General features: G+C 71.3%; 24 protein-coding genes and 1 pseudogene. 9 read left to right on the top strand and 16 right to left on the bottom strand.

Translation table 11 applies throughout. The features are described 5' to 3' along the window. Window positions 1-5: 5 nt before the first annotated feature. The 6 genes from A6P39_RS35065 to A6P39_RS35090 all read right to left on the bottom strand — a co-directional run bounded on the left by A6P39_RS35065 (window position 6) and on the right by A6P39_RS35090 (window position 6,666). On the bottom strand, window positions 6-935 hold the full coding sequence (locus A6P39_RS35065) for a hypothetical protein (RefSeq protein WP_067044712.1): 930 nt from the start codon (window positions 933-935) through the stop codon (window positions 6-8). Window positions 936-1,029: 94 nt separating this feature from the next. Continuing rightward, window positions 1,030-1,683, bottom strand: a complete 654-nt coding sequence (locus tag A6P39_RS35070) for a hypothetical protein (protein ID WP_159396009.1) — start codon at window positions 1,681-1,683, stop codon at window positions 1,030-1,032. 104 nt (window positions 1,684-1,787) lie between these two features. Continuing rightward, a complete protein-coding gene (locus A6P39_RS35075; protein ID WP_067044707.1) occupies window positions 1,788-3,038 on the bottom strand; it encodes an MFS transporter in 1,251 nt (416 codons plus the stop codon). Then, entirely contained in the window at window positions 3,035-4,165 is a 1,131-nt protein-coding gene (locus A6P39_RS35080) for a PLP-dependent cysteine synthase family protein (RefSeq protein WP_067044704.1), read from the bottom strand. The genes A6P39_RS35075 and A6P39_RS35080 overlap by 4 nt, the downstream gene beginning before the upstream one ends. A gap of 120 nt (window positions 4,166-4,285) precedes the next feature. Next, complete coding sequence (locus A6P39_RS35085; RefSeq protein WP_067044701.1) at window positions 4,286-4,729, bottom strand: hypothetical protein; 444 nt, start codon at window positions 4,727-4,729, stop codon at window positions 4,286-4,288. An 884-nt stretch (window positions 4,730-5,613) separates the two neighbouring features. Further along, window positions 5,614-6,666, bottom strand: a complete 1,053-nt coding sequence (locus tag A6P39_RS35090; RefSeq protein ID WP_067044724.1) for a fatty acid desaturase family protein — start codon at window positions 6,664-6,666, stop codon at window positions 5,614-5,616. Window positions 6,667-6,913: 247 nt separating this feature from the next. Here A6P39_RS35090 and A6P39_RS35095 point away from each other — a divergent pair, with 247 nt between their 5' ends. The 4 genes from A6P39_RS35095 (at window position 6,914) to A6P39_RS35110 (ending at window position 9,924) form a co-directional block, all read left to right on the top strand. Beyond that, window positions 6,914-7,891, top strand: coding sequence for a magnesium transporter CorA family protein (locus A6P39_RS35095; RefSeq protein WP_067044697.1), 978 nt, complete (start codon window positions 6,914-6,916; stop codon window positions 7,889-7,891). 190 nt (window positions 7,892-8,081) lie between these two features. Next, entirely contained in the window at window positions 8,082-8,630 is a 549-nt protein-coding gene (locus A6P39_RS35100) for a DUF5994 family protein (protein WP_067044694.1), read from the top strand. Window positions 8,631-8,881: 251 nt separating this feature from the next. Further along, window positions 8,882-9,154, top strand: coding sequence for a hypothetical protein (locus tag A6P39_RS35105; RefSeq protein ID WP_055495844.1), 273 nt, complete (start codon window positions 8,882-8,884; stop codon window positions 9,152-9,154). A gap of 284 nt (window positions 9,155-9,438) precedes the next feature. Continuing rightward, window positions 9,439-9,924, top strand: coding sequence for a DUF5994 family protein (locus A6P39_RS35110; RefSeq protein WP_067044690.1), 486 nt, complete (start codon window positions 9,439-9,441; stop codon window positions 9,922-9,924). Between the two features lie 39 nt (window positions 9,925-9,963). Here the strand turns inward: A6P39_RS35110 and A6P39_RS35115 are convergent, their stop codons facing one another. The 3 genes from A6P39_RS35115 to A6P39_RS35125 all read right to left on the bottom strand — a co-directional run bounded on the left by A6P39_RS35115 (window position 9,964) and on the right by A6P39_RS35125 (window position 13,031). After that, on the bottom strand, window positions 9,964-11,232 hold the full coding sequence (locus tag A6P39_RS35115) for an ATP-binding protein (RefSeq protein WP_067044688.1): 1,269 nt from the start codon (window positions 11,230-11,232) through the stop codon (window positions 9,964-9,966). 119 nt (window positions 11,233-11,351) lie between these two features. Then, the gene (locus A6P39_RS35120; RefSeq protein WP_067044684.1) at window positions 11,352-12,215 is read right to left on the bottom strand and encodes a slipin family protein; all 864 of its coding nucleotides are present in this window, start codon (window positions 12,213-12,215) and stop codon (window positions 11,352-11,354) included. Window positions 12,216-12,338: 123 nt separating this feature from the next. Continuing rightward, on the bottom strand, window positions 12,339-13,031 hold the full coding sequence (locus A6P39_RS35125; RefSeq protein ID WP_275883935.1) for a DUF5994 family protein: 693 nt from the start codon (window positions 13,029-13,031) through the stop codon (window positions 12,339-12,341). A gap of 335 nt (window positions 13,032-13,366) precedes the next feature. Between A6P39_RS35125 and A6P39_RS35130 the strand changes: the two genes are divergently transcribed. After that, window positions 13,367-13,972 (top strand): DUF5994 family protein, encoded by a 606-nt coding sequence (locus tag A6P39_RS35130; RefSeq protein WP_067052318.1) that lies wholly within the window; start codon window positions 13,367-13,369, stop codon window positions 13,970-13,972. A 61-nt stretch (window positions 13,973-14,033) separates the two neighbouring features. Here A6P39_RS35130 and A6P39_RS35135 read toward each other — a convergent pair whose 3' ends face one another. From A6P39_RS35135 to A6P39_RS35165, 7 genes are all read right to left on the bottom strand, one after another. Beyond that, window positions 14,034-15,275 (bottom strand): PP2C family protein-serine/threonine phosphatase, encoded by a 1,242-nt coding sequence (locus A6P39_RS35135; RefSeq protein WP_067052316.1) that lies wholly within the window; start codon window positions 15,273-15,275, stop codon window positions 14,034-14,036. A 350-nt stretch (window positions 15,276-15,625) separates the two neighbouring features. Then, window positions 15,626-15,781 (bottom strand): DUF6131 family protein, encoded by a 156-nt coding sequence (locus A6P39_RS35140; protein ID WP_099054839.1) that lies wholly within the window; start codon window positions 15,779-15,781, stop codon window positions 15,626-15,628. A gap of 85 nt (window positions 15,782-15,866) precedes the next feature. Beyond that, window positions 15,867-16,475 carry a hypothetical protein gene (locus tag A6P39_RS35145; RefSeq protein WP_067052314.1) on the bottom strand — a complete coding sequence of 203 codons (609 nt, stop codon included), beginning with the start codon at window positions 16,473-16,475 and terminating at the stop codon, window positions 15,867-15,869. Between the two features lie 28 nt (window positions 16,476-16,503). Then, window positions 16,504-17,130 (bottom strand): DUF6286 domain-containing protein, encoded by a 627-nt coding sequence (locus tag A6P39_RS35150; RefSeq protein WP_234379130.1) that lies wholly within the window; start codon window positions 17,128-17,130, stop codon window positions 16,504-16,506. A 112-nt stretch (window positions 17,131-17,242) separates the two neighbouring features. Then, window positions 17,243-17,650 (bottom strand): Asp23/Gls24 family envelope stress response protein, encoded by a 408-nt coding sequence (locus A6P39_RS35155; protein ID WP_067052312.1) that lies wholly within the window; start codon window positions 17,648-17,650, stop codon window positions 17,243-17,245. Beyond that, on the bottom strand, window positions 17,647-17,814 hold the full coding sequence (locus tag A6P39_RS35160; protein WP_030645371.1) for a hypothetical protein: 168 nt from the start codon (window positions 17,812-17,814) through the stop codon (window positions 17,647-17,649). Before A6P39_RS35160 ends, A6P39_RS35155 begins: the two co-directional genes overlap by 4 nt. A gap of 84 nt (window positions 17,815-17,898) precedes the next feature. Next, the gene (locus tag A6P39_RS35165) at window positions 17,899-18,390 is read right to left on the bottom strand and encodes an Asp23/Gls24 family envelope stress response protein (protein ID WP_067052324.1); all 492 of its coding nucleotides are present in this window, start codon (window positions 18,388-18,390) and stop codon (window positions 17,899-17,901) included. 153 nt (window positions 18,391-18,543) lie between these two features. On the opposite strand from A6P39_RS35165, the gene A6P39_RS35170 reads away from it, so the two are divergent. The 4 genes and pseudogenes from A6P39_RS35170 to A6P39_RS35185 all read left to right on the top strand — a co-directional run. Continuing rightward, the gene (locus tag A6P39_RS35170; protein ID WP_199840934.1) at window positions 18,544-19,119 is read left to right on the top strand and encodes an RNA polymerase sigma factor; all 576 of its coding nucleotides are present in this window, start codon (window positions 18,544-18,546) and stop codon (window positions 19,117-19,119) included. Next, complete coding sequence (locus tag A6P39_RS35175; RefSeq protein ID WP_079133653.1) at window positions 19,110-19,781, top strand: hypothetical protein; 672 nt, start codon at window positions 19,110-19,112, stop codon at window positions 19,779-19,781. Before A6P39_RS35170 ends, A6P39_RS35175 begins: the two co-directional genes overlap by 10 nt. After that, on the top strand, window positions 19,778-20,146 hold the full coding sequence (locus tag A6P39_RS35180) for a hypothetical protein (protein ID WP_037629154.1): 369 nt from the start codon (window positions 19,778-19,780) through the stop codon (window positions 20,144-20,146). The genes A6P39_RS35175 and A6P39_RS35180 overlap by 4 nt, the downstream gene beginning before the upstream one ends. Before the next feature lie 218 nt (window positions 20,147-20,364). After that, window positions 20,365-21,268 (top strand): annotated as a pseudogene (locus A6P39_RS35185) (SDR family oxidoreductase); the annotation flags it as partial. Window position 21,269: the final 1 nt, after the last annotated feature.

Here is a 21,269-nt window from a genome sequence, read left to right on the forward strand (position 1 = left end):
AGCAATCAGCCGACGTGCAGGGTGAGCGCGGCCGTGTGAAGCCGGCCGGCGGTCTGGAACTGCAGGAACAGCCGCCAGTTCCCCGACCGGGCGAACTCGGCGTGGAACGTCAGCGCCGGTCCGCCGTGGTCGCCGTCGACCTTGGTCTCCGGATGCAGGTGGGCGAAGGCCAGGTCGCCCTGGTGGAAGGCGGTCAGGTGGGCGTAGGTGTCCAGGTAGGGCTGGAGGTCGGTGACCGGCTTGCCGCCCTTGGTGACGGTGGCGGTGAGCTGGTGGGCCATGCCGGCCATCGGCTCGCCCTTGACCGTGATCGTGTAGCCGTCGATGGTGGTGGTGCCGGAGGCCTTGGCCAAGGGCGTGCTCATCGCCATGCCGGGCACCTTCACGGTACGGCTGAGGACGAAGTCCTTGCCCCTGCCCGGGCCGCCGTCCGGGCTGAAGGAGGCATACAGCCGCCAGGCGCCCGGCTGCAGCCCTGCCAGCGGTGCCGTCCAGGTGCCGTCCTCGGCCATGGCCGGGTGCACGTGCTGGAATCCGGTGAGGTCGGAGCGGATGGCGTAGAAGTGCATCCGCCGGGTCTGGTCGACGGCGAAGCCGGTGACCGGCTTGCCGTCCGGCCCGGTGATGGCGAAGCGGTATCCGCTCGCCTTGCCGGCGGCGAGGGCGGTGGTGGCGGAGGTCATCCGATAGCCGTCCTTCGCCTCGGCGAGGCCGTTGCCGGTGACGGCGGTACCCATACCGGGCATGTCTGACATGTCGCTGGTCGACGCCGAGGAGGACGGCGTGCCGCCGTGGTCCATGCCGGAACTGGGGGTGGAGCTGTGGTGGGAGCCGGAGCCGGAGCCGGAGCCGCAGGCGGTCAGGGTGAGGGCGAGCGCCGTGGTGACGGCGGCCGCCGCGAGGGCGTGACGAGTCGTCCGAAGAGCCTTGGACATGTGCGTGTCTTTCCAGGTGGGGCGCCATGACATGGCGCGGTGAACGTGGGTCCCGGCCGGACCGCGGCACGGCGCCGCGGCCCGGGGGGACACGTCACGTCCGTGTCACGCACACCTGGAGAAGAAGATCGCGCCCGCCCGCCGGTGGACCCCGGCGGCGGGCCTCGCCGTACGACCGCGGGACCGACGGCAGCAGGACGGCGGCCGGGAGCACGCAGGCGACCGCGGTCAGCGGCGGCAGCGGGATGCCGGAACGGGGCGTCGTGGCCAGACACAACGCCCCCCGCATCGCCTCGGCCGAACGTGTGGCGGCCCGGCCGGCCGCCGCGCGGGGAGCACCGGTCGCAGCCGCCGCCCTCGGGGCTACGGCGGGATGCGCGGCCCTCGAGGCTACGGCCGTAGCCGCCTTCCCGGGAGCCATGGCCGAGGTCGCGGCCATTCGGACCGGCGACGTCGGCAGGGCAGCCGCGCGCGTGGTCGTGCGGGCCGGTGCCGATCCCATGCCGGCGTTGCCTGCGTCCGTGCCTGCCGTGCCTGCCGTGTCCGCAGTGTTCGCCGTCTCGGCCGTCACGGCAGGTGCTGACGGCATGACGGCCGTGTCCGGCATGGCCCCGTGGCAGCCGCCGTCGGCCGAGGCCGGACCGCCGTGCATGAGGAACAGCCCGAGCAGCACCGCGACCAGCACGGTGGGACGCACCACCCGCCGGCGGGCACCGGCTGCGCGGGGAGCGGGCTGAGGGGCAAGCACGGGACCACCTTAATGGAGCCGCCGCTTCCCCTCGACAGGCATGCCTCTTCCCTGCGCGGGGCACCTGCCTGGGCGCACGGCGTCGGCAGGGACGGCGCCCGCATCTAGGTCACGACCGGCTCGGGCCGCCGTACCGTCAGCCGGCCGCTCTGCGCCAGAGCGGCCACCGCGGCGGCGCATCCCAGTCCCGTCGCCGTCAGGGCCGTCCAGGTCAGCCACAGGGCACCGTGCCGCAGCGCGAAGTCCCACAGTGCGCCGACGACCAGGTTGCCGAGGGTGATCCCCAGGCCGGAGACGGTGTTGTAGAGGCCGTAGTGCGTGGCGACGAGGCGCTCCCCGGACAACGCGACCACGGTCTCCATCTCGAACGGGTAGACCACCGCCGCGCCTGCGGCGAGGAGCACCACCGCCGTCCCCAGTGAGCCGAGCACGGCGGCGGACACGGTGCGCGGGGCGAGCGTGAGCGGCAGGAACGCCAGCCCCATCGCGAGCAGGCCCCGCACCAGTGCCTGTTCGGGTCGCCACCGCGCCTTCGCCCAGCCCGTCAGACGCAGCTGCCCGGCCACGGCCACGCCGGCAGAGACCACGAACAGGCCGCTGGTGACCGTCGTAGCGCCGGATCCGAGGGCGTCGGCGGCGGCGAGCGGCAGGGCCAGGTAGACCTGGAAGGTCAGCACGTAGGAGCCGGTCATCGCCGTGGCGAACAGCAGGAAGGGCCGGTTCGCGACCACGGTGCGCCACTGCGCGGCCATGCCCGCTTTCCCGGGGCCGGCCGACTGGCCGTCGCGTGCGGGCAGGGCTCGCCACTGGAGCAGGGTGAGCCCGGCGAAGACGGCCGCGGCGGTCGTGCACACCAGGCGGAAGTCGGCCGCCAGCAGGGCGAGACCGACGAGGGGGCCGAGCAGCATGCCCGCCTGGTAGTAGACGTTGAAGACGGCGAACGCGTCTACGCGACGCTCACCGGCCTCGGCCGCCAGGTAGGCGCGGACGGCGGGGTTGAACAGGGCTCCCGCGAAACCGGTCGCGGCCGATGCGGCGATCAGGGCGGGCAGATCGTCGACCCAGCCCAGCAGGCCGAAGCCGAGCGTGCGCAGCAGGCAGCCCGCGATGATCGGCGCCTTGTAGCCGAAGCGGTCGGCGAGGGTGCCGCCGATGAGGAACATCCCCTGCTGGCAGAAGTTCCGCACACCGAGCACGAGCCCCACGGCCCAGGCCGCGAGACCGAGTCCGTGGGAGAGGTGGGCGGCGAGGTAGGGCATGAGCATGTAGAAGGCGAGGTTGATGGCGAACTGATTGGCCATCAACAGCCGTGCCGGAGCCGGGAACGAACGGGTCTGCTGCCCCAGACGCCTCATCGGACCACCCCGTTCGTCTGCGCCGTCGCGTCCTGGGCGAGTGGGGCGCCGAGGTGGGCGCAGCGGGTCCAGCGGGTGACGGTCCGCTCGCCGGGGTGGCCGATCTCGTCGGGATCGTCGGCGGGCGTGTGGTCCAGCAGGCCGTGGTCCCGGCAGTACGTGTCGTCGTAGACCGTGCCGACGTACCGCTGCGGCCCGTCCGGGAAGACGGCGACGATGCGGTCGGCGGCCGGCAGGGTACGGGCGAGCCAGCGTGCCACGAGGGCGACGGCCCCGACGCTCCAGCCGCCGGTCGCGTAGTGGTCCCGGGCCAGGCGCCGGGCGGCCCAGACCGCATCCCGGGCGGCGACCCAGTGCACCTCGTCGAAGAGGTGGTGGGCGACATTGCGGGGGTGGACGCTGCTGCCCAGGCCGCGCATCAGCCGGGGCGCGGCGGGTTGGCCGAAGATCGTCGAGCCGGTCGAGTCGACTCCGACCAGTCGCAGGCCGGGGAAGAGCCGGCGCAGGACGGAGGCGGTGCCCGCGGAGTGGCCGCCGGTGCCGACGGAGACGACGAGCGTGTCGACACGGTCGAGCTGGACGGCCAGTTCACGGGCGAGCGGGGCGTACGCGGCGACGTTGTCCGGGTTGTCGTACTGGTTCGGGTGCCAGGCGCCCGGATCCGCGGCCAGGACGTCCTCGACGCGGCTCAGGCGCGCCTGCTGCCAGCCGCCGACCGGGTGCGGCTCGGTGACGACCTCGATCTCGGCTCCGTACGCCGTGAGCAGGCCGCTCATCAGCGGTTCCATACCGGGATCGGTGACGACGGTGACCGGATGGCCGAACGCGGAGCCGGCCAGCGCGAGGCCCAGGCCGAGCGTCCCCGAGCTGGACTCCACGATCCGGGCGCCGGGACGCAACTGCCCGCGCGATCGGGCCGCGTGCACCATGTGCAGGGCGGCGCGGTCCTTCAGACCGCCGGGGTTGAGCCCTTCGAGCTTGGCCCAGAAGCCGCGCCCGGCGGCGGTGAAGGGCTCCGCGATCCACAGGACGGGAGTGTCTCCGACCAGTCCGGCCGGTGTGCGCATCGGCTGCCGGGCACGGCCGCGAGGCAGTACAGGGATGTGCGTGTGTGCGGGGTGGTGCATGGCGTGCTTCTCCTGCGGCCGGGCAGCGGACGGCTGCCTGCCGTGAGATGAGAGGGATTGGGTCAGCTGCCGCCGCGCCCCGGGACGAGTACGAGAGGGAGGGGCGCGGCCGATGACCGATCAGGTCCGCCACACACCCAGGCGGGCCAGGGAACGTCCGGCCGACGAGTCATGGGCCCGATTGCCGGGCGGCCGGTCCGGCCGGACCACGGATCCGGAAGGCGCCAGGACCCCGCGGACGGGCACGGCCTCGTGCACCGGCCCTGATCCTGGCCCCGGCTGCTTGGCCGGACCGGTGCCACGCCGTGCCTGGACCGACGGCTCGTCCGCATGACAGCAGTGCTCCTTCGGCCCTTGCCCGGAGTCCCCGTGCGCATCCGCTGCGAAGGCGTGCGCATCCGCTGCGACGACGGGACCGGAGACCAGGCGCGAGTCGGCCGCGTCGGGCGATGCGGGGCCGTGCGCACAGGCCAGGAGATGAAGCAGGGCGACCAGAAGCACGGCGACCGCCGCTGCCGTGCGCAGCACGAAGCGGCGGTCGCGGTGTTCCGAGCCGGTCCTCATGGATCCTCAGAGTAGGCGCATGAGTGCGTGAAGTGATGCCCGGCCACGCGCCAGCGCCGGCGCCGAGCCGATGACGCCCGACGCCTGGCCGTGTCCCGCCCGCCAGAAGAAGCCGAATCTTCTGGAAGCCGAGTCTTCTAGATTCTTCTAGAAGAAGCCGAGCTTCTTCGGCGAGTACGAGACGAGGAGGTTCTTGGTCTGCTGGTGGTACATGCCTGACCTCGCTCCTGACCTGCGACAAAGAGTGGAAACGTCGAGTGCCAGGCTGATTCGGTCCGCACCTGGTCCGGATCTTGATGAGTGGTACGTGGTGCTGGCGAGTGGGCCGCGGGACCACATGGCACAGGTCGTAACGATCGTCCATGGGTGTCCAGCCGCTCCGGGGCGCGCACAAAATTGCAGGTCAGGTCCCTATGGTTCGCGGGTGTCCGCTCAGTTCGTGACAGCGATGTGAGAGAGGGCGAAGCAGTGAAGCCCTTCCGGGAACCATCCCCCGACGGGGCTTCTGCTCGGAGCCATGAGACGAAGCCCCGCCGGAGCGCTCCGGCGGGGCTTCGCCGTGATCTCGACTCTGCTTGCGCGCATGACCGCGTTCGGCTCCGCACACAGTGCGCGCTCCTGCGATGCTCGCGGGACGCTGGATTTGCGATTGCGCCCATCTGGGAGGGGAGCCGTAAGACGACGCAGCCGCGCCGGGAAGCCGACGGGGCTGTTCCAGCCGCTGGGTCTCACCGGATCACTTCAGCCGGGCACCGGGAAAAGGCGCTGGAGTACGGCAAGGGCATCTGGATGCGTTACAGCTGCCGACTCATGCAAGCGGTTCGACGGGATTGCCTCCTGGTTCAGACAGGGCGGCGAGATCATCTACCGTCGGCGCCGGTGCGTCATGCTCGGGCGCTGCTGATACGGGCTCGCCGCAGTGGCGCTCCTGCTCGGTGGAGACTGGCGAGTGCTTGCCGGTAGGAGGCGATCAGTCCGGTTTCCAGATAGTCGACTCCCAAGTCCTGGCAGTAGTGGCGGACGATGGGCCGGGCCCTGCGCAAGTGGGGGCTGGGCATGCTGGGGAACAGGTGGTGTTCGATCTGGTGGTTCAGGCCGCCCAGGGCGAGGTCGGTGAGCCAGCTGCCGCGTACGTTGCGTGCGGTGAGGACCTGCCGGCGCAGGAAGTCGGGGCGGTCGTTGCCGGTCAGGGTCGGCATGCCCTTGTGGTTGGGGGCGAAGAGGCAGCCGAGGTAGAGGCCGAACAGGCCCTGGTTGACGGCCAGGAACGCGATCGCCATGCCGGGTGGGAGGACGAGGAACAGTGCGGTCAGGTAGGCGGCGGTGTGCCCGTAGAGCAGCGTGCCGTCCAGGGCGCGGTTCTTCAGGGTGCGGTTGCCCAGTGCGCGCGCGCTGGAGACATGAAGGTTGACCCCTTCGAGCAGGAGCAGGGGAAAGAAGAGGAATGCCTGCCGACGGCCGATGATCCTCGGCAGTCCGGTCGCGGCGCGGGCCTGGTCCTGGGACCACACCAGCAGGTCCGGGGCGATGTCGGGGTCGAGGTCCTCGTGGTTGGGGTTGGCGTGGTGGCGGGTGTGTTTGTCCTGCCACCATCCGTAGCCCATCCCGATCGCGGCCCCGGCGATGCGGCCGGCCGTCTCGCTGGGCCGGCGCCGGCGGAAGACCTGGCGGTGCGCGACGTCGTGGGCGAGCAGAGCCACCTGCCCGAACATCACGGCGAGGAACGCGGCGAGCGCCAGGGTCCACCACCCGGCGCCGATGAGGACGAACGCGCTCCAGCCCCCGGCGTAGGCGACGGCCACGACGATGGACCGGACGGTGTAGTAGCCGGGGCGCCGGTTCATCAGGCCGGCCTCGGCGATCTTCTTCGACAGGCGGGCGAAATCACTGCCACCTGCGGGGGGAGGCGGGCGACGGCGCGGGGTATGCGTGGTCATGGTCTCGGAGTGTCCTTCCCGGCTGACGGGCCGCATCCGGTCGTGCGGTGTACGCCGGATGCGATGCGGCAGCCGGGTACCCACATCCCTGCCCTCGGACCGGCACCCGATGCTCGTCGGTCGGAGCTCCGGGTGTCGCGGGCTTTGACGTAAGGCCCCCACAGAGGGTGGCTGCTGTCGATGAACCTGCCGCGCTGAAATCGGGGCGAAGCGGCATGACAGGGGTGTAAGATACTAGCCTCGGGCCATGGTGACGCGTACCCGGCTGTATCACGACGGCACTCTGGTCCTGGAGGACTTTCCCGTCAGTGACGTCCCTGCGCATCTCGCTGATCCGGCGTCGGTCCTGTGGCTGGACCTGCACCGGCCCGGAGCCGCTGAACTCACCATGCTCGGTCAGGAGTTCGGCATCCACGAACTGGCTCTGGAGGATGCCGCTCACCATGGACAGCGGCCGAAACTCGACCGCTATCGCACCCACGAGTTCCTCAGCGCCTACGCCGTGACCGTCAGCCCGGACGGTGCGCAACTGACGTACAGCGAGATCGCCGTATTCCTCACCAGCCAGGCCATGATCACAGTCCGCAAGGACGACGGCCTCGACATCGAGGACGTCGTCGCCCGCTGGGACGAGAGCCCGGACCTGGCCGGCCATGGCGTCGGATTCCTGCTGCACGGTCTGCTCGACCATCTCGTGGACGGACACTTCGCCGCGGTCCAGCAGTTGGACGACAGCATCGAGGACCTGGAGGGTCTGCTCTTCGCGGCCGGGCGCCGTGAGATCGAAGCCGTGCAGCGCCGCGTTTTCGCACTGCGTAAGTCGCTCGTCCAGCTGCGCCGCGTCGTGCTCCCGATGCGTGAGGTGGTCAACACCCTCATGCGCCCCGGCCTGCACCTGATCAACGACCCTCTCGCCCCGTACTACCAGGACGTCTACGACCACGTGCTGCGTGCCACCGAGTGGACGGAATCGCTGCGGGACCTGGTGGCCTCGGTCATGGAGACGAACCTCTCGGTCCAGGCCAACAGCATGAACCTGATCATGAAGAAGGTGACGAGCTGGGCCGCGATCATCGCCGTACCCACCGCGATCACCGGCTATTACGGCCAGAATCTTCCCTACCCCGGTTTCGGCCGGCAGTCCGGATTCATCACATCGGCAGCCGTCATCGTGGTCCTGTCCGCAGTGCTGTATCTGACGTTCAAGCGCAAGGACTGGCTCTGACCGGCCCAGTGCCGGGCGCGGGTGACCAGGCCGAAGGCAGGAAATACCTGGTCACCCCCGGCTTCTCGGGCCGGTGAGCGGAGTAGTGTGAAAGCACCGGGAGTTCTTCGCGTACCGGCTCCGCTGCGGGTGCCGTTTCCGGTGATCGACAACGCCGGGCCGCTCACGAGCCCGGGGGCAGGTTCGCACCATGTCCGTGACCATCGACCGTACGACATGGGGCAAGCGCGCGCCGTCGCTGCCGGCTCGCCTGTCCCTGACACCCGCGCCGGGCGGGCTGGACGGCACGTGGTGGCCTCGCTCCCGTGCCCTGACCCGTGAGCTGCCACCCTTGACAGCCGCCCTGGGCGATCTCTGGGGTCGCATCACGGGTATCGCGGTGAACCCGGCCCACTGGCCCGTCATCCCGTGTCGGGTGTCCATCGCCGGGGGTACGGTGCACGTGGGCTGGTCCACCGAGGAGCAGGATCCGCACAGACTGACCTTCTTCTCCGCCAATGGCCGCCGGGACGTCCTGGTGATTCCGCCGGAAACCGGTGCGGAGGCAGCCGCGCAGCTCATGGCGGGCGACGCCATCGAGGCCCCGGCACTGGAGGAAGCAGCAGACAGGATCGACGCCCGGATCAGGGAAAAAGCGTGGGAGACCGACGGCGGAGCCGGTCGGGCCGTCGTGCCTGCCCCGGCATATCGGATCGGCAGGCCCTTCGCCCGCCGTTCGACGGAGGTGAGAGAACCATGACGGTCATCGCCGCGGCCGCGCTGCTCCTTCTGATCGCCGTCGGGGTCGCTCTGATCCACCGGCTCAACGGCCAGCACGCCGAACGGATCGCTGCCTTCCACTACAGCGATGTTCTGCCGGGGATCGGGCGTCGGCCCCGGAGGCACCGTCGGTCGGCGGTGGACGCGACCGTTCCGACGCGCCCCACCGCGACGGCGACCGCGGATGACATCGACTTCGGCCCGACCGTGGGCAGTAGAGGAAGGCGCGTCATGGCGATATTGCGAGACCGGAAGACGTACCGCGAGAGGATCATGCAGGCTCTGTACCAAGCCGCCGAGGGCAATCGCCTCCTGGGCGTCGATGGGGCGAAGCTCCGCACCGACCTGGGTATCCCTGAGCAGGACATGGCCGCTGCCTGTATGTACCTGGCAGGTGAAGGCTGGGTCGTCGTGGACTGGGAGAGGGGCAACACGCCCGCGATGATCACGCTGACGCATCAGGGGATCCGGCAGATGGAGACAGAAGAAGAAGGGCGTGGCTGAGCAGCCGCGTCGGTTTCTCGGACCGAAGTGAACTTCCGCAAGGATTGTTCATGTCGGATCAATCCCTTTGGCGTAACGTGGAAAGCGGGTCGGCACACGCTCACGTGCAATGACCTGGAAGGGCGGCTCCGGCGGGTATACGCCGGAGCCGTTGCTTGTTTCCGTAACCGCGCCCTGCGGCGAAGCGCTCGCGCGAGCGTCGTGCGGAGTACCGTGAGGTAGCAGGGCCGTATCGCGGTCGCATGCTCTGCGATGGCACTGCTCTCTGCGGACGGGCGGACACCATGGCTGACTCAGACACCCCCGACCTCCCCAGGCTCCTGCCGGACGCCGTCCACCGGTCGGTGCACCCCGGGACGGCCCTGCTGCGGCTGGAGACCACACACGCACGCGAGGGAATCCTGGACGGTGCCTGGTGGCCGCGGTCCCGGGACATCGGTGCGGAGCTGCCCTCGCTGATCTCCGCGTTGACCGAGCATCTCGGGCCTGTCACCCGGGTCGGTCTGGACGGCAGCGCCTGGGACGAACTGCCGACCCGGGTGATGGTCGACGACCGGGTCGTGCACATCGACTCCTTCCCGGTCGGTGACGACACCGTCCTCATCACCCGAGGCGAAGGGGACCTTTTCTCTCTGTTGCTGGTCCCTCCGGACACGTCGCCCGACGCGGCACGCGCCGCGATGGCCAGGGCCGTACGGGCCGACAACGTCACCGAGGCCAGGCAGATCCTCATTGATACGGGCGGCGGCATGCCTCCTGCGCCGGCCTGACACGTCCGTCGCAGATCGACTCCCCTATCGGCCTGGACGCTAGATGCGGGCGTACTTTTCCGTTTGCTGGGCGAAGTCCTGGGCCATGGCGGCGCTGACCGTGGGCTTGGTGTCGCGGATCGTGTCCAGGTAGTCGTCGGTGGTGGGGGTGGTCCGGGTTCCGGTGTCGAAGGTGCGCTCGAACTGGGCCTGGGAGACGGTGCGCGCCGCGTGGGCGATGTCGGCGGGGGTGAACCCCTCGCTGGCGGACGCGAGTACCGCGCTGTCGGCCCGTGCGCCCGCTCGGGCAAGGTAGCTCTCCCACAGCGCGGTCCTGGCGGTGTGGTCGGGAGGGCCGATCGGCAGCACGTAGTCGAAGCGGCCGTGCCGCAGGAACGCGGAGTCGAGCGTGGTCACGTTGTTCGTGGCGCAGACGAGCAGCCGTCCGTCCTGGCTTCGGAACCGGACGATCGCCTTGAGCAGTTCGTTGACGACGCCGACAGCGGTCGCGTCCGCGCCGCCGCGTTCGCCGGCGACCTCCTCGACCTCGTCGATGAAGACGAGGACGTGGTCGAGCCGGGCGATCTCGTCGAAGCGCCGGTTCAGCCCGGTCGCCAGGCCGTACTCGGCGGCCAGACGGGCGGGGAACAGTTCGAGGAAGGGCCATCCCAGGCGGCTGGCGATCGCGTGCGCGAACGTGCTCTTGCCGGTCCCGGGCGGGCCGAACAGCATCACCGCCCGTGGCAGTTCCACTCCGTGCTGGGCGGCCAGTTCGGGATGGGCCAGCGGCAGGACCAGGCGCCGCTCGATGAGCTGCTTCTCCCGTTGCATGCCCGCGACCTTCTGCCAGAGCCCCCCTGGCGGCAGCTCCGCTCCGAGCGAGGACAGCGTGCCGGCCGACTGCGGGGTCACCGGTCCGCGTTTCTCGAAGAAGACCAGCCCGGGGCGGGCGCCGAAGTCGCAGTTGCGCAGGGCGGTGGCACCGGTCTCGCCTTCGGGCAGGGCGGCGTGCACCGCGCGGACGCCGGCGGCGAAGAGCCGTTGCTCAAGGGCGGTGATCAGGGCACTCCCCAGCCCGCGCTGCCGCCAGCCGGGCGCCATGCAGATGCGCAGGATCCATGCCCGTTCGCCCTCCACCCTGCTCACCGCGGCGCCGATCAGCACGTCGTCGGCCGTGGCCACCACGGCCGGGTGGCGGGTCTGGAGGGCCGTCACGGCGTCCGAGAGCGGGAAGAGCGGCGGCTCCTCGGTCGTGCCGCTCTGCATGTCGACACGGATCACCGCTTCGAGATCGTCCTGGGTGTAGTCCCTGACCCGCCAACCCGTCATGATCAGCTCCGCGTGTTCGGCCGTACCCCCATCATCAGCCGGTGCCCGGAGGACGCGCGCGACAGGCGACGGTCACGAATCCTCCCTGGTGTCACGGATCGCTCGGGCCGTAGTCCGCTTCACGCCGCGGTGCCGGGCGCGCTGTCTGCCGGGCTGAGGGACTTGTCGGTGCGGCCGGTGCCGGCCGGTGGCGCTGCCGCGGCGGGTGCGGCGGCAGCGGTTTCCCGGGCGAGGAAGGAGCCGAGCTCGCCGATCGTGCTCATGAGGGGAGCCGGGAAGACGACGGTGGTGTTCTGGTCGACACCGATCTCCACCAGGCTCTGGAGATTGCGCAGTTGAAGCGCCAGAGGGTGGGCCATCATGGTGTCCGAGGCGTCGCCGAGCGCGGCTGCGGCCAGGGACTCGCCCTCCGCGTTGATGATCTTCGCTCGCTTCTCCCGCTCGGCCTCGGCCTGGCGGGCCATGGCGCGCTTCATGGTGTCGGGCAGCTGGATGTCCTTGAGCTCGACCAGCGTGACCTGCACACCCCAGTCGACGGTGGTGACGTCGAGGATCTGGCGGATGTCCAGGTTGATACGGTCCGTCTCCGACAGCGTCTCGTCGAGCGTGTGCCGGCCGACGACCTTCCGCAGGGTGGTCTGGGCGATCTGGTTGATCGCCGCGTTGACGTTCTCCACGGCGACGACCGACTTCACGGCGTCGACGACCCGGAAGTAGGCGACCGCCGACACGTCCACGCTCACGTTGTCCCTGGTGATGATGCCCTGGGACTGGATCGGCATGGTGACGACCCGCAGCGACACCCGGTGCAGGGCGTCGACGAACGGGATGATGAACCGCAGCCCCGGGGAGCGTGTTCCGACGAGTCGGCCGAAGCGGAACAGCACTCCCTTCTCGTACTGCTTGACGACCTTCACGGACAGGGCGAGGGCCAGGACGGCCAGAAGGCCGATCACGACGATGAGAACGATCAGGGCTTGCATGTACTGCTCCTCGAACGAGGACCACGTGGGGCGGAGACTCGCCGGTCGAGACCCCTGCATGTGCCTGCGCCGGCTCGTGAGGCAGGTCCGAAACCCGTGAAGGCACCGGTCGTGGCGGCCGTCTCACATGCCGATGACCAGGCGACTGGCGCGATCCGTCCGTGCCGGAACGGCCGCTGAGGCGGGGCCGTCCTCCTCGTGCTTCCCTGCCTCGTCCGGTTCGAGTGGCCGGTCGGCGGCGGAGACGGCGTGCCGGGTCTCGTCCGCGGCGATGAGAGCGCTTGCGGTCAGCGGTGGGCCGTCGTAGTCGGACGCGGCCGCCATCAGGCGGGCCGCCGACTCCGTCTCGGTCTCGGGCGGGATGACCAGCAGGTCCCAGCGGCCGGTGCCGTAGGAGAGCAGCAGCAGCTTGTGCGGGTCGATCTCCGGGGTGAACCATCCGACCTTGACGACATGACCGCCCACGGGGATCTCGTGCGGGATGACCGGCCAGTACTTCGGGTTGACGGCGATGCGGGTGATGCGGCCCCACAGAGGGTCCAGCACATCGGTCAGTGCGGGCAGCTCGCTCAGCAGGTCCCGGGAGCGGGGCCACCAGGCACCGTCCAGGAGGCCGCGCGACGGGCCGTCGGTCTTCAGCGCGAGACGCGCGGCCGGGGCTGCGACGGGCTCGTGGTGTGGCAGGAGTTGGTGCAAGGTCGCCGACATGATGCGGACCCGTCTCCGGGCCGCCTTGGCGGCGCCCCGGGTTTCGTCTCTCGCCGAGAACGACCCGGCGTGGAAGCCGGTGTGCGAAATGCCCTCGGTGCTGTCCACGGTACTCCGCACACGCCGGGGCGGTTGTGGAGACGTCTCCGCATTCGGCGAAGCGGCTGTCGATACCTGCGGGAGTCTCGCTGCAGGCCCCAGGGAGTCGTAACCGGACCGGTCTCGGGCACGATGGCTCGGGTGCCCCGGCCCAGCACTCCTCGGCTGTGTTACGTGGGACGCGTTCGTTGAGCCCGCCGCTCCGTCTCGGTCCGTCGGGCGTCCGCGAGGAGTATTCTGGTGATTACCGAGAGCATCTCGTGCACCGGCTTCCACGCCGGGTCGTTCTCGGCGATTCATGACAACCGGGCCGGCCGTGACCGGCCCGGGGTTGGGTCCGCGCCATGACCGCGACCATTCCGTTCACACCCGCAGTCGGAGACCGGGCCCCTTCTTCGTCACCGCTCCGACTCACGCTGGCGCCGGCCGGTGCCCCTCCGGCCCTGATCGACGGTGCCTGGTGGCCCCGTTCGCGCAACCTGACGGAGCAGCTCCCGGCGCTCGTCGAATGTCTCGACCCGCTGTGGGGGCGGATTACCCGGATAGCGGTGAGCCGCACGTTCTGGCCAGTCATCCCGGGAGAAGTGCCCGCGCACGGCCACATGGTGCGCGTCGGCTGGTCCAACGCCGGGCAGGACCCGCACAAGCTGTTGCTGCTGTCCTATACGTTCGGCTGCTGGAGCCTGCTGGTGATCCCACCGGAGACAGGGCCGGCAACCGCGGCCCGGCTCATGGCCACGGCCACCGACCCGTCACGGAGCCTCCCGCCGAGCGGCCTGATCCGTGAGGCCGAACGTTTCCGGGCCGCGGCAGAGGCAGCGGCCGACTCGGACTCGCTCCGGGAGGCGGTCTGGGACTCCGAAGGCGGACACGACGCCCCCCACCCCGCCTCACGCACTCCTGACGGACCGGTCACCCGTCACGTGCCCACCGCGGCAGCAGGAGTGTGAGAGATCGGCGGTGGGGAAAGGCTGCGTGCTGTCGGCCTTTCCCCGGGGGTGGGAGGCCGGCTCACTCCGGGAGGGCGAGGTCGTCGGTGGCGCTCCCGCGCCATTCGATCAGCAGGAGCGTCGCATCGTCCGTCGTGATCCCGCCCCGTGCCCGTTGCAGCGTGTGGGAGAGGGAGCGCGCCACCGTCCGGATCTGCTGCGCCGCGGGCTCGAGGCGGTTCACCCACCCGATGAGCTGCTCCTCACCGAATTCCTCACCGCCGACATCGCGCTCCTCTATCAGTCCGTCGGTGAAGCAGAGGATCCGGTCGCCGGGGGTGAGAGCCACTTCACTGATCCGGGGCTCGTGACCGCCGAAGCCGACGGGCAGCGTCGTCGGGCCCTCCAGCCGTCGTACGACACGGTGTCCACGGATCAGCACAGGAGCGGGATGTCCGGCGTTGACCCACTGAAGCCTGCCCGTGGCCGTGTTGAGCCGCATCATCTGAGCGGTCACGAAGTGGTCGGGGCCGAACTGCTCGGCGACGGCCCGGTCCATGAACGTATAGATCTCCGACAGGCCGACGCTGATGCGCCGGGCATGCCGGTAGGCTCCGATGACCACCGTGGCCATCGTGGCGGCATCCAGTCCGTGGCCCATCGCGTCGACCATGGCCACATGCAGGACATCGCCGTTGAGGGCGTAGTCGAAGCTGTCGCCGGCCACGTCGTAGGCGGGTTCCAGCATCCCGGCCAGCTCGACTCGGGGCGTGGACATCGCCAGCGGCGGCAGCAGCGACCACTGGATCTCCGCCGCCACACTCATCGGTTCTCTGCGGCGCAGCCGGAAGAACAGATCGGTGTAACCGTGCTTGGTCACCAGCATGTCGGCCACGAGCGAGGCGAGCCTGCGCAGCAGCCGTCGCTCGTCGTCGTGGAGGTGGTCCAGGGTGACGGCCATCACGCCCACCTGGTCTCCACCGTCCAGCAGGGGAAGGTAGACCCGCACACCCCGGGCCTGCGAAACCTCGACGGGACGCGCCTCCCGGAAGGCGCGTCCGGCGTCGGAGCCGTCGATCGGCTGCGGTTCCCCGGCCGCCAGCCCGTCGCCCGGCAGGGGGACGAGCCACACCTGGCCGTAGTCCTGCAGGAAGAGCGAGGTCTCGCGGCCGTCGAGCATGCCGATCTGCCGTGCGACGAGCGGACCGAGCTGGTGCGGCGGCAACTCGTGCCCCTGGTCCAGCAGGACTCCCAGGAACTCCTCTCCGAAGCGCTCCGACCGGGTGGAGCCTTCGGCGGGTCCTTGCCGCTCACCGCCCGTCATCGCCGTGGCCCGGAGGGACGTGCTGGCGGATCTTCCCGAAGGTGCTGTGCATACGAACTCCCGACGGACACTCACCGGCCGACGCGGTGGGGAACTTCCGCCCTGATCGTGGGGGCCGATCCACCGACTCCCCGCCGAGTCGGCCGTGCGCTCGTGCGGCGAGGACCGGCACAACGGCCACCGGGCGCCCCGCGTCCGGCCGGCGGCTGACCGGCACCGGCGGCGGCCTCAGGCGGATCGACCTCTCCGCCGCCGTCGTCGTCCGCCGCCGCGGCCGTCCGGGTGGGGTCCGCGCCGTCTGCCGGCCTGCCCGCAGCATGGATCACTGCCCTGCAGGGCAACGATCCCGACTACCAGTAGTGGCGTCGACCGGCGACGGCGTGTCCCATCGCGCCGAGGATCCACAGGATGGCTCCGACGACCAGCAGGATGATCCCGATGGTCCACAGGATGGACAGGCCGGTGAGGAAGCCGACGACGAGCAGTATGACGCCCAGGATGATCATGATCTCTCCTTCGGGGAGTGGTGTCGGCGCGCCCGCGAACCGCGGTGGGCCGCAAGGGCGTCGGCGGGAACGGCCGATCTCCTCCTTACTCCACGCGGTGTGGTCCGTGGCGGCTGACCTGTAGGCGGACCTCGGCGGGCATGTCGATGAGGCCGGTGGACCGACGCGCGGTGCCGATCGGGCCTTCGCACAGGGCACCGAGAGTGGCGCCGGGCGTGCCCTCGGGGGTGAGGGTGAGCTTGATGCGGGTGCGGTGGCGGCCCGGTCGGCCGGTGATGAGTACGGCCGCATGGCCTACCCCTGGCAGGGCACCGGCTTCGTTCGCGATCGCTTCGCTGAGTGCGCGGTCGCGCAGTTCGACGCCCTCCTGCGGGGGTGTGCCGCCGACGGGTAGTGAGCCGGGGCGGTGTCGGCTCAGCTGGGCGAGCAGCCACCACAGGGCGAGCAGGGCGGTGAGGACGAGGGCGGCGATGACCGCGGGCCACCACCACCAGCCCTGGCTGCTCCAGCGTGCCCGGTCGGATGAGCCGAGCAGGACGTCGGCCGGGGTGGTCAGGGGCCAGCCGGCGGGTGGGGCCAGATCGTGCCGCCGGTAGAGGTCGAGCCCGGCGAAGAGGATGAGCAGTCCGCCGCCGAGGAGGACCAGCCCGGCGAGGGCCAGCAGGGTGCGGTTGAGAGCGGATCGCGGCGTCATGGCGGGCTCCGGTGCTGCGGGTCTTGTGTCAGCGGGTGCGTCGCCGCGTCCGTACGGCGATGCGGGGAGGACGGGCGAGGGCGAGCCGGTCGCGCTCCTCGTCGAGGACGGCGGTGAGGTCGTCCTTCACCTGTCGGGGCTCGCGGAAGCGGACGTCCGCGCGGGCTTTGATGCGGTGGCGGCCCACCAGGACGTGCGCCGCGCCGACTCCGGGGACCCGCATGGCGGCGTCGCGCAGCAGGACGGCGGCTCCGTCGCGGTCCAGGAAGGCCCGCAAGCGCGGGCAGCCGGCGGGTGAGCGCAGGGGCAGCCAACGGCGCTGACCGGGGGTGAGGGCCAGGACGATCAGCCAGACGCCGACGGCGGCGGCCACGGCGGCCCCCGTCAGCATCCACACGTCGTCCACCGGGCGGGTGGCCAGTTCGTCGGCCAGGTGCCGTCGCCAGGCCGCGGCCGGACGTCCCGCCCGTACGGCGACGACGTCGACGAGCGTCGCGACCGCGGCCACGAGGATCACCGCGGCGACCAGCGCCGCCGTGATGCGGCGCGCGGACCACTTGCGACGGGTTCGGTGCCCCCCTGCGCGCTCACCGGCTGTGAGGTCCGAGGTGGACACGTCGCGTTCGGGAGGATCGGGCTCCCTCGTCAGCGGCACCGCGGCACGGTGCGTGGACGACGCGGAGCCGCGGCGCGGGGGACGTGGACCGGATGTCATCACGATCGCCCTTCCTGCACGGCGTGCCCGGTGACCCGGGCCGCCCGGCCGCTCACCGGACCCGCCCCCGGCTCGAGTCGGTGGCGGTCACCAGCCGCCGGACGGTGAGGAGGACCTCTCCCACTCGCAGCCCGGTCAGCTGGGCGACCCGTTCGGCGACGTCCCGCTGGATCCGCTCGCAGACACGGGGGATGTCGGTGGGGTAGGGCAGGTCCATGGTCAGATGCAGGCGCACCGATCCGGTACGGACGGCGGCGGAGGCGTGGGGTGCCGCAGGTCCGCCCCGATCGGGCGGTACGGCGGCGCGCCGCGACTGCGCCGCGCGCGCGGCCTGTGCGGCGATACGGGCGACCACCCTGTCCGGGATGACGGTGGCGCCCCGCTCGGCCGGGGGCGGCAGCCCGGCGGCCGGTGCCGGCGGGCCCGACCCCTCGCCGGGGGAACCGGGCCGGGTCTTCACCGCTGCCTCCGTGTCCGGAGGTCCAGGTCGCCCTGTACGACGAGGCCGACGATCAGCCCCGCCGCACCGAGGACCAGCACCAGCAGAAAGGCCCAGAAGCCGCCGAAGTAGCCGGCGAAGCCGAGGGCCATGCCGGCCGCGAGTCCCGTCGTTGCTGTGTTCATCTCGCACTCACCCGTCTCGCGAGCGTCCCTCTCGCCGTGATCATCCGCTCGGGCCCGAGGACACGGCGGTGGTCCCGGCAGCGGTCATCTCACGCGGCCCTCGTCCGGTTCGGTCTGCTGCTCCTCGTCGTCGGGCAGGTGGACGTCGTCGACGGCGATGTTCACCTCCACGACCTCCAGGCCCGTCATCCGCTCCACGGCGCTGATGACATTGGTGCGTACGCCGCCCGCGACGTCGACGATGGAGACGCCGTACTCGACGACGACGTCCAGGTCCACCGCGGCCTGCCGTTCCCCGACCTCGACCTTGACGCCGCGGGTGACCGCTCCGCCTCCGCCTGCGCCGGGGACGCGTTCCCGCATGGCTCCGAAGGCGCGGGCCATGCCGGCGCCCAGGCTGTGGATGCCCGGTACCTCGCGGGCGGCCATGCCCGCGATCTTGGCCACCACACCGTCCGCGATGGTGGTCCTGCCCCGTGTCTCGGCCGGAGCCCCGGCCCCTGTGCGGCCCTTGAGCGCGCTCACGCCCGCTTCCGGCCGGCTGCCCCCGCCGACGCTGGTGATGTTGTCCGTCATGGCGGTCGCCTCGATCGGTCGGCCGGACACCGGAATGGTGCCCGTCGAACGTTGGACATACCGGGCGGCACAATCCTCACGCGTCTGGCATGTGATGTGCGTCACAACTCGTATCGGGGGTACACGCTCGTTCCGAGCCTGCGTGGGAGCGTCATGATCGAACGCACTGCTTCCCCACGACTGGGGTGCGACCTGCCCGACCGCCTGCTGGCGGTACGGGCGGCCGAGGGAGACGAGGACTCCTTCGCCGTCCTCGTCCAGCGGCACAGCCGGTCCCTGCTGACCCTGGCCCGTTGCATGCTGGGCAACCCCCAGGACGCCGAAGAGGCCGTTCAGGACGCCTTCGTCAGCGCCTGGCGCCACCTGCCGGAATATCGCCACAGGGCGGAGTTCCACACCTGGATGTACCGGATCACCGTCAACCGCTGCCAGACCATGTGCCACCGCCGGCCGCCGCCCGTTCCCCTGGACACCGTCGCCGAACCCGCGGCCGGCGACGCGTGGAGCCAGCCCGCCCGGACCGCCGAGCAGGACGCGGCCATGGCCGCCCTGTTCCGCGCGCTCGCCGAGCTGGACGCCGGACAGCGGGTCTGCTGGATCCTGAGGGAGGTGCAGGGCCTGCCCTACAAGGAGATAGCGCACGTGACGCGTACCGACGAGCAGACGGTACGCGGCAGACTGTTCAGGGCACGCCGATCCCTGCAGGAGGCGATGGGCCCATGGCGCTAGACGACCCGCACACGCGGCCTCCCGAACCGCCCGGAGCCGACGGGCCCCGCAACGGCTCGGCCGCCGCCGACATGCCCCCGATCGCAGCCGATGAGGTACTGCCCTGCGGCCGCCTGCTCAGCCGGGTCTGGGAACAGGCGCGGGACGCACCACCGGCCGCGGACCCGCACCCGGTGTCCTGTCCATACTGCCGAGAGGCGGTCGAGGGACTGGCCACGGTGAACGCGGCCGCCCGGGCGCTGCGCGACGAGGACCCTCCGGGCCTGCACGCACTCGCCGACCGGGTCATGGACGTCGTCAGGGCAGAGGTCCGGTTCGGGCGGCTGCTGCCCCTGGCCGACCCCGACCGGGACCTGCGGATCGCCGAGAGCGCCGCGGCGAAGGTGCTGAGGCGGGCCGCGGACACGGTCCCCGGTGCCAGGGCCGCGACCTGCCGGCTCGTACCCGAGGGCAACGGCACCGACGTGCGGGTGACCATGACCCTGGCCGCCGCCCTCGACCGCCCGCTGCCCGACCGGGTCCACCAGGTACGCCGATCGGTCCTCCACTCGGCCGGACAGGACCTGGGGCTCACGGTGACAGCCGTCGACATCACCGTGGCCGACGTACTGGAACCGGGACCGACCCTCGGTCCCCGCCTCCCGACGGGCGGTGGCGCATGATGACCGCCGTCGGCACCACCGCGCTCCCCGGCGTCGCGGCCGAGGCAGCCCTCGCGGTTCCTGGCGTGGCCGCCCTGCAACCCCGCCTCGCCCGGCGCCTCGCGGCAGCCGCCGCGCCCACCCGGGCGGACACCACGCCGCCCGAGGCCGGCGTACGCGCCGACCGGGCGCCGGACGGTTCGGGATGGCACATCGAGGTGCGCTGCGTCCTGACGGAGGGTCGGCGGGCGCTGGACATCGCCCGAAACGTCCACGACCGGGTGACAGCCGCCCTCGTCACCCACCTCGCCACCCACGGTGCCGCGGAGCCGGTCACCGTCGCGGTCACGGTGACCGGTATCGCCGCCTGGCGCGACGCGGCGTGAGCGGCGGCGCGGGCGCAGGCCCCGCGAACCGTCGTTCGGCAAGCAGCAGGTCGCCGACCGTGGGAGCGCGCTGCTCCCGTCCGGAAGTCCTACATGGGCGGTCGCGGGCTCAAGCCTCGATGCCGGCGACGATCCGGCCCTCGTGCGGGGTGACCGGCTGTGCGTTACGGGTACGCGGGGAGGCGGCCGACCACGGCAGCGGGAGAGATGAGGGTCGCATGCGTACTGTCCTCGGCAGCCGCCCGCCTGCCGCCATGCGCGACGGCCCACTGCGGGGCCGGGTCGCTGTGGTCACGGGGGCGGCGCGCGGCGTCGGCGAGGCACTGGTGCGGCGCCTGTCCGCGGAGGGCATGCGGATCGCTCTGCTCGGTCGTGAGGAGGAGACGCTGTCCCAGGTGGCGGCGTCACTGGCCGTCATGACCGTCTGCATCGAGGCGGACGTGACCGATCAGGCCGCCCTCGACAGGGCTGCGCGGCAGGTCGAGGAGCGGCTCGGACCGGCCGGCGTCGTCGTGGCCAACGCCGGCATCGCCGTCGGCGGCCCCTTCACCCGCACCGAGGCCGAGCTGTGGCGACGCGTCGTCGACGTCAACCTGGTCGGGGCGGCGAACACCGCCAGGGCCTTCCTTCCCCAACTCACGCGGACCGGAGGTTACTTCCTCCAGATCGCCTCGACCGCCGCGTTCGGCTCCGCTCCGATGATGAGCGCGTACTGCGCGTCCAAGGCAGGCGCGGAGTCCTTCGCCCTGGTGCTGCGGTGAGGTCGCCCCCGAGGGGGTCGCCGTCGGCATCGCCTACCTGCACTGGACCGGCACCGACATGATCGCCGGATTGGACGAGCACCCGGTGCTGAGAGTCCTCCGTCGACACCAGCCGCCCTTCACTCGGCGGGTCCACAGTCCCGCACAGGTGGCCGACTGGCTCGCCACCGGCATCACACACCGTGCCCGGAGCATCTACGCGCCCCCGTGGCTGCGCTGGTGCCAGCCCTTGCGGCCGCTCTTCCCGTTCGTGGTCGGCTGCATCGCCCGACGCGAACTGCGGGAGGGATCGACCGACGAACTCGGGGCCGAGGCCGACGTGCTCGGGGCGGGCGGCCGTGCCGACTGGATGTCGGTCAGGC

This window comes from Streptomyces sp. FXJ1.172 (genome assembly GCF_001636945.3).
GTDB lineage: Bacteria > Actinomycetota > Actinomycetes > Streptomycetales > Streptomycetaceae > Streptomyces.